Below are 7,529 nucleotides of genomic sequence, written 5' to 3' on the forward strand. Positions count from 1 at the left end.
TATGGACTCAGGTTTTATTGAGCCGGATTTTTATTATCCACTACCGGATTATAAGTTTGCGAAGGCGATTTACTCGGATGACAGACTGCCGTTGATAGGAGAGCTAGGGGATTTGCAGCATAATTACGATATGGACAGAATGGAATTGTTTGACGAGAAAACATTATATAATCAGTTGATCCCGGAAGGAATGTTTGATTTCTTTGCTAATTCATATCTGGTCGTTGCTGGAAAGCAGGTGCAGAAGTGAAAGTAGAATATGCAAAATGTACGACGGAAAGAAACAGCCGGTATAGTATCAACACATTAATCATAGAAAAAAATGGAAAAAAATTTGTCAGGAAGCAGGCAAATACAGAATTAGCGCTGTCCCATATCAAACGGATGGCGCAGAATTATGAGATGCTGCGGACAAATATTCGTTCCGAAGTCGTCCTGTGTGCGTATGAACTAGGAGAAGATTGTATTGACTTTGAATATTTGGAAGGCGAGACGCTTGAAAGCAGATTGTACCGCGAGTATGATCGAGACGATTTTGATCAAGTGCTGGCGATATTTAAAGAGTATGATCATTTTTTGAATTATTATTCAAACAAGTATAGCGAGTTTGAAAAGACACCTGCATTTTTGGAATTATTTGGAGCGGTCGGTGATTTTGAGGGAATGAAAGCGATAACCCCTGGAAATATCGATTTGATTCTTTCCAATATTATTCTTTTGGATGGCGAATATGGAATCATTGATTATGAATGGGTTTTTGACTTTTCGCTTCCGGTTAAATTTTTACTGTTTCGTGGGATTGCCGGATATTACAGTAAAGATAAACGACATGTAGAGGATTATGATAAGGTGCTCGCTTATTTTGATTTTTCTGAGAAACAACAAGAACAGTTTATTGATATGTCGAGAAGTTTTGAAGCGGCTGTATATGGTGTGCAGGGAGAAGGAAATATTTCTAAAAACAGATTTCTGAAAGAATCGTTTGGTTTCGAGAAGCTGATGGAAGAAAATCGACACCTGCATAAAAGGGTTGAAGATTTAGACAGAAATGATGTCAATCTGAAAAAGTGGGTCGAACAACTTATTTTGGAAAGAAACCATGCAGATGTTCGTGCACAAAAAGCCGAAGAAGAAAAAATGCAAATGCAGGAGAGGTTAGAACAAGAGCAAGCGCACACCCAACAACAGGTGAAGCGAGTCGAACGTGAAGCGGTACTGGAGCGAAAGGGACTGATTACTCAGCTAGAGCAGGAACGGGGAGCAAGAAATCAGTTGGAGGAGGCCTACAGGCGACTGGAAGGCATCTCTACCAAAGGGCATCTGAAGCTTGTGGCCAAGGGAGTATACAACAAAATTTTTAAAACAGAGAGGTCCAAAAAACGCTTTAAAGACTTTGCCTTTACCTTGCTGACACCAGCGATTCATAATAAACAATTATATAAACAATGGAAGGCTTCAAAGAAGCAGCAAGTCGTTCAGCCCGATCAGACACTGACAGCACAGGCGAAGCAGGAAGAGGTTGCCGATAAAAATAGAATCAATATTTTTGATACTTACAGTGCCGAAGAACGGTATATCAGGCAAATTACCAGTATTCCGACCCAGAAGGAACGAAATGCCGAATACAAGGAATGTGAACAAGCGAATATAGCCAATGAAGAGATTGATATCAAAGCAATCGCCTTTTATTTGCCGCAATATCATCCATTCCCAGAAAATAATGCGTGGTGGGGCGAGGGGTTTACGGAATGGGCAAATGTTGGAAAGGCCATGCCGCTGTTTACTGGACATTTCCAGCCAAGACTACCTGCGGATCTGGGATATTACGATCTTAGGCTGAAGGAAAACATTAAGAAGCAGATGGAAATGGCAAAGCAGTATGGAATACATGGCTTTGCGATGTATTACTATTGGTTTGATGGCAAAAAGCTCATGGATACGCCGCTTAATATTATTTATGAAAACAAGGATTTGGATTTGCCGTTTTGTCTTTGCTGGGCAAATGAAAACTGGACGCGAACATGGGATGGAGAAGAAAAAAATGTCCTGATTGCGCAAGAGTATACGCGGGAATCAATGCTGCGTTTTGCACAGGATATTTTGCCGTATTTGAAAGATGAAAGATATATCAAAATAAACGGAAAGCCCGCTTTAATCGTTTATAATCCGGGAGATATACCGGAGTTTGAGTCTGTTGTACTTGATTGGCGGGAATATTTTAGGATGGCAGGGATAGGAGAAATCACGCTGTTGTGCGTCAGCCGTCCAAATTATTTTTGTAGCGACGCAAATGTGATCGATGCATATGTGGAATTTCCGCCGCACAGTGTCGTGATGCAGGGACTAAGACCATATAATAATGCTGAGGAGTACTTTGTAAATGATGATTTCGGTGGATTACTATATCATTATGCCGATATTGTCTCTGATAAAAACTATTTACAAGTGCCTGACTATAAGCAGTATAAAGGCATAATGCTAGCTTGGGACAACACGCCGCGAAGAGGCGATACGGCAACAATTTTTAACGGTTTTAGTATGAAGCTGTATCAGGAATGGCTGAATGATCTCGTAGAATATACTGACGAGCAGTTTGCGGGAGAAGATAAAGTTATTTTTATCAATGCATGGAATGAGTGGGCGGAGGGAACATATTTAGAACCGGATCGCAGGTATGGATATGCTGCTTTGGCGGCAACACAACAAGCCCTACTGCGCAGGAAACCAGAAAAAAGAGAAATTATCTTTGTAGGGCATGATGCGCTTTTCAATGGTGCCCAAGTGTTGGCATATCATATTATTAAGCAACTAAAAGAGGTTTTCGGATATGATGTTTACACGATTCTACAGGATGGCGGTGAATTGGAAGAGAAAATCCGGCATTATTCAAAGGTATTGATCAATGTAACTAGGGATATTGATTCGACCGAACAATTAGAGCAAACCGTGAGAAGATGGAATGTTAAAAAGGCAATTTGCAATACTGTAGTTACAGGTGATATGGTAGGTATGTTGGCTGATATGGGAGTTTCTTGTGTTTCACTTATCCATGAGATGCAAAATATTATTCAGAATATGCATGCGGTTGATAAGTTATCAATTATTAATCAAAAAGCGAAAAAAATTGTTTTTCCGTCTAGCCATGTCGAGTATAGCGACCAGGGGTTATTGGATTTAGATGCAGACAAAACAGTAATTATGCCGCAAGGCTTATTTTCAATTAATCCGTATATAGAACGAAAACCAGAAACCAGAGACCTGATACGTGAAAAATTAGGAATTCCTAAGGATGCGAAAATTGTTTTAGGCGCTGGTACAATGGATATCAGGAAGGGAATTGATCTGTTTGCGGACTGTGCAATACGGACGGCTCAGCAATGTAACAATATCTACTATGTGTGGATTGGGGATTGCAACCTTGAAAACTTCGAAGAAGTTGTGGTAAAAAAATGCAATGATGCGGGTGTTCTAGACAGTAAGCGATTGATTTTTATTCCTGCGCAGCCGGATATCAGGGCGTTTTATGTGGCTGCAGATTTGTTTTTACTGACATCGCGCGAGGACCCATTCCCCAGCGTAGTAGTAGAATCTATGCACGCAGGGGTTCCGGTGGTTGCATTCCGTGATAGCGGTGGATTTGCGGATATCATTGACGAACAGACAGGATTGCTGGTTGAAAAGGAAAACACGCGTGCCATGACGGAAGCGGTGATTGAGCTTCTGAATGATGCAACATGTTGGCAAAAAAAATCGCAGGCTTGTCGGGAGTTGGTGGAAACACGGTTGGATTTTGTCGATTATATTGAGAAATTATTGTGTTTTTTAAATGAGAAGATAACAAAAGTAAGTGTTATTATTCCAAATTATAATTATGAGCGTTACTTGAGATCACGCATTGATTCTGTATTGGAGCAGACATATCCAGTCTATGAGATTATTTTAATGGACGATCGTTCCACGGATGAAAGCGTTTCAATCTTAAAAGAATACAAGGAACGTTATCCACATAAGATTAAGCTTGTAATGAATGAACAAAATAGCGGAAGTGTTTTTGCACAATGGGAAAAAGGCCTTGATATGGCAAAGGGGGATTATATCTGGATTGCTGAAGCAGACGATCTGGCTGACCCAATGTTTATTGAAAAGAATATGGAAAAATTCAAGCAGGATTCGGATGTTGTGATGTCATATACGCAATCTAAGCAGATAGACAGCAACGGAAACCTGATTGGTAATGATTATCTGGACTGTACGTCCCATATAGAGGTGGTCGATTATGATCACGATTTTATTATTGATGCTGAGTGCGAAATAGTGAATGGATTAAGCGTGCTGAATTCAGTTTTGAATGTTTCTTCAGTTATGTTTAAAAACAGAGATTTTACCGGTTTCATTGAAGAAGCAAAAAAATTACATGTAGCTGGTGACTGGATGTTTTATGTAAAATTGCTGGAACAGGGAGGCAAGATTGCTTATATTCGCGAGGCTTTGAATTATCATAGAAGACATCAAAACAGCGTAACATTACAGCTTAACACCGAGCGACACTTTAGCGAGATCATATTAATGCAGGATTATGTGCGTCAGAATCATCAGGGGGTGGATGAAGAAAAAGTATTTGCATATCGAAAACAGGTCAAAGAGCACCTGGGATTGAATGGGAATATATCTGGGGATGAAGATGCTTTATGAAAAAAAATGTATTAGTGCTTGGAGGAAACGGGTTTCTGGGACAGAATATCTGTGAAAAATTCTTGGCGGAGGGCAGCGCTGTTACAGTATTTGATGTTGCGCCAGCACATAAAGAAGACAATCAAATTATGTATTTCAAAGGGTGCCTTGACGATGAGACAGCTGTCGAAGAGGCAGTGAGAGGCAAGGATATCATAATACATCTTGCAAGTGCTACAAATCCGCAGCGATCAATGGATGAACCGATTACGGCATATCGGGAAATCGAATATATGCAAAGCCTTTGCAGTATTTGCTCTAAGCAAGGGATTAAGCGTATTGTTTTTGCTTCTTCCGGGGGTACGGTATATGGAGACCGGGGAACGAAAAATAAGCCGATTTCTGAAACATGTGCAACATATCCCAAGAATAATTATGCGATTGCAAAATTGGCCATGGAACGGGTTTTGTTAATGTATAATGAAGTATATGGAATGGACAATATTATTCTGCGTATTTCCAATCCCTATGGAGTCGGACAAAATCCTGGTTCCAGAGTAGGTGCGGTGACTGTCTTTGCAGATCATATTTTACGGGGGGTGCCGTTGCATTTATTCGCATGCAAGCATTATGTGCGGGACTATGTTGACATCCATGATGTTGTTGACGCTTTTTATCTGGCTGCAGGTTGGAAAAGACAAAAGGGTATATTACCGCTTTTTAATATCGGCAGCGGAAAAGGAATCAGTATGGGTGAACTGGTACAATTGATTTGTGAAACGCTGAATAAAGAGGCGGTTGTAAACTATGAAGAACCAAGACTGTTTGATGTTTCTTATAATGTGTTGAATGTTGAGAAGGCAAGAAAGTATTTACGCTATATTCCCAAAAGCAATGAATTAGACGCGATTAAAAAGTATGTTCTGAGTTTTGTGAGCACAGTCTAACAAAATGGGGCAATGTCTTATCAAAAATTAATATTGAACTCAGATTGTGAGGATGAAGAATGAATCATCGGTATATAAAGAAAATTGCAATGTATATGATGGTTTTCTTTTTTGTTTGTATGGCTCCAGTTAATGTTTTTGCATTGGGGGGAGAAGAAAGCGCTTCTGTACCACCGATAATAATATCTGAGGAATCGGTGCCTGTATCGGAGCAGGAAATTCAAGCAACAGAGAGCCCCGCTATAGAAAACATTGAAAGCCTGAATACTGAAGGTGCTGAAGCAGCAAAAACAGAAGAAGCGGATGAGAATCTGCCATATGTTGCTGGGGAGGTTCTGGTTGTTATGGACAGCAATGCCGCTATGCCGGCATTGCAACAGGTCTCGGACGAAGAGCCTGTAGGAGTGGGTAATGATGTATTAAAAGTTGAATTAGCGCAGGATATGACTGTGATCCAGGCGATAGAAGAGTTGCAGGATCAGCCGGGAATTCAGATAGTGCAACCTAATTTTATTTATACAGAGATAGAATCGGTGGATACACTGGCGACGACAGTAAACGATCCGGGAATAAAATCGCAATGGTATCTTAATAAAATTGGTGTGCCTGATGCATGGGATATTAGTAAATCGAATAAAAAAATAAGAGTAGGTGTGATTGACAGCGGCATAGATATACAACATGAAGATTTGAAAGCAAATTTAAATACTTCTTTATGTTATGATGTGAGGCTAAATAAGCCGCTGACCAATGATCTGACAGGACACGGTACGCATGTAGCAGGGATCATTGCCGCGCAGGCCAATAATGGAAAGGGAGTTGCTGGAGTATCCTATAATGCTGAAATTATAGCTTATAATGTATTTTACATTGATACGCTCGGCAGAGTGGTGGCGAATTCAGAAGATATTTTAAAAGCTTATACGCGCGCGGTGAATGACGGTGCAAAAGTTATCAATATGAGCTTTGGGGGATATTTCAAGTCGACCAACGACCAGTTGTTAGAAAATAAAATCAATGAAGCTGCAGAGAAAGGGATTGTGACTGTATGTGCGGGCGGTAATGGAATCAATTTAGTGCCACAGACAAATCCTATGTACCCGAGTGATTTTGAAGCTTGTATATCGGTCGTTCCGTTGGATAATTATGAGAGCACGCCATATTGGGCGGATTACAACGAATTCAAGGATGTGGCGGCACCGGGATTATCTATATATAGCACGATTCCAACGCATCAAGGCATGTATGATTACAAATCAGGATCGTCGATGGCAGCGCCTGTCGTAAGTGGAGTGGTAGCTATGATGCTGGCAAAAAACCCCACTTTGGGAGTAGAACAAATCAAAGATATTTTGTATTCAACTGCGACGGACTTGGGAGATGAAGGGAAAGATGCCCATTATGGGTGGGGACAAGTGAATGCATCTGCTGCAATGCAAGCATTGCCAGTTCCACCAATAGTATATATAGATAGCATTGTTATTAAACCGCCTGTTGATGTAGCTTTGATCTATCCGGGGGTTTCTTTTCAGATGGAAGCAGAGATTTTACCTCGGAATGCTGCAGATCATACTCTTGAATGGTCTGTGACAAATGAGGATGGAGAAGCTACAATCACAGATGCAGGAGTGCTAGTGGCCAAAAAAGCGGGAAGAGTAATAGTACACGCAAAGTCAAAAGATGGTGGAGGCGCCAATATTTCATACCCTTTAATGATTGAGGAGCAACTCCTGGCATGTGATGGTGTCGATATCCGAAAGTTTGATGAAAAAGGGCGACAGTTTCATGCGGGGGCATTACATATAAGAGGGAAAAATGGAATTGCAGAGGTGTCGTTTGCGGTGTGGAATGAAACGACGGGGGATGTCAAATGGTATCGTGGCAACTCGTATGGAGGAGGAGACTACGGTG

3 protein-coding genes and 1 pseudogene are annotated in these 7,529 nt (G+C 40.9%); all 4 read left to right on the forward strand.

Annotation, left to right across the window (positions count from 1 at the left end; genetic code table 11):
• Positions 1-250: pseudogene (locus tag VB081_RS10505) on the forward strand (SAM-dependent methyltransferase); the annotation flags it as partial.
• Complete coding sequence (locus tag VB081_RS10510) at positions 247-4,692, forward strand: glycoside hydrolase family 99-like domain-containing protein (RefSeq protein WP_323400773.1); 4,446 nt, start codon at positions 247-249, stop codon at positions 4,690-4,692. The pseudogene VB081_RS10505 and the gene VB081_RS10510, both read left to right, overlap by 4 nt.
• Positions 4,689-5,618: an NAD-dependent epimerase/dehydratase family protein gene (locus tag VB081_RS10515; protein ID WP_323400774.1), complete on the forward strand. Its 930-nt coding sequence runs from the start codon at positions 4,689-4,691 to the stop codon at positions 5,616-5,618. Before VB081_RS10510 ends, VB081_RS10515 begins: the two co-directional genes overlap by 4 nt.
• Before the next feature lie 59 nt (positions 5,619-5,677).
• Positions 5,678-7,529, forward strand: a 1,852-nt coding sequence (locus VB081_RS10520) for a S8 family serine peptidase (protein ID WP_323400775.1), incomplete at its 3' end; no start/stop codon positions are given.

Source organism: Christensenella sp., from assembly GCF_034927525.1.
GTDB lineage: Bacteria > Bacillota > Clostridia > Christensenellales > Christensenellaceae > Christensenella.